Here is a 1,002-nt window from a genome sequence, read left to right as displayed (position 1 = left end):
GGCTCGGATTGCCACTATCCCGTTTCTCTTTTGCCGTTTTCGCTCATAGAAAGCTTTGATTCGAGCGTCATATCGAACGGCAAAATGTGCCGCTTCCGAAAACGCCCAGGACAAATATTTGTTGCCAGCTTTTTTGTTGCCTTCACCTTTCTTCTTGCCGTTACTTTCTCTGGTACTGGCAACACACCGACAGTACGAGGCGAAGTGGCCAACTTTTTTAAAGCGATGTATGTCCCCAATTTCAAGTAATATGGTTAATCCTAAAACGCTACCTATTCCAGCCATATTGGTGAGCAGCTCGTAGTTTTTCATTGGCTGAACCTGACTTAGTGCCGAAGCCTCAAGCTGTTTGATTTGCTGCGCTGTTATCCGATATACCGCCAAGTTGGCCTCGGCTGCTTGCCGCGTATACCCTTCCAAATAAGGAATGGTAAAGTGCTTTTTCTTAATTTCACTGCTACTGACACGAATACCGGTTTGACGCCAGATTTGATTCTGTATACAAGTCAGTTGCCGGGAAGCTGTCTGCACCAGCTGTTTTCGTCTTCGCAATAAGTCCCTGACTGGCCGCATTAACTCTGGATAGATATAGCCGGTTGGTAAGATACCCAACCTCATCAGGTGGGTGAGATATCGGGCATCATGTTCATCCCCGCTGTACTTAAGTCCATCGTACTGCTGAACCGCTGTTGTATTGACCAGTTTTACATCGAACCCCTTGGCCATTAGGCCATCAGCCAGCCAATACCAATTGAACGTAGATTCAACTGCGACAGCTTCAAGCTCTTCTTTAAATGGTTCCAATGCTCTGATAGTAAAAGATATATCATTGCCAAGGCGCTTTTGGTAAAGCACTTCATCACACTCATTAATGACGACAACCACATGATTATTTGAGTGCAGATCTATTCCACAGTACAGTGTCATAACAGCCTCCTCTTTTAGCCTGGTTAGCTAGGTTGGTGTAGCACCAACCGGGGAGGCTGGCTAGAGGATTATCAG

The 1,002-nt window shown here is 46.0% G+C and carries 1 protein-coding gene; it reads right to left on the bottom strand.

All coding sequences use genetic code 11. The features are described 5' to 3' along the window. Positions 1-927 (bottom strand): IS110 family RNA-guided transposase (locus DI392_RS19395; RefSeq protein ID WP_109321335.1); only part of this gene is annotated, 927 nt, incomplete at its 3' end. Positions 928-1,002 lie beyond the last annotated feature (75 nt).

Origin of the sequence: Vibrio albus (genome assembly GCF_003144035.1) — a bacterium.
Taxonomy (GTDB): Bacteria; Pseudomonadota; Gammaproteobacteria; order Enterobacterales; family Vibrionaceae; genus Vibrio; species Vibrio albus.
The sequence above is the reverse complement of the archived record's forward strand: the minus strand, read 5'-3'. Positions and strand labels throughout refer to the sequence as shown.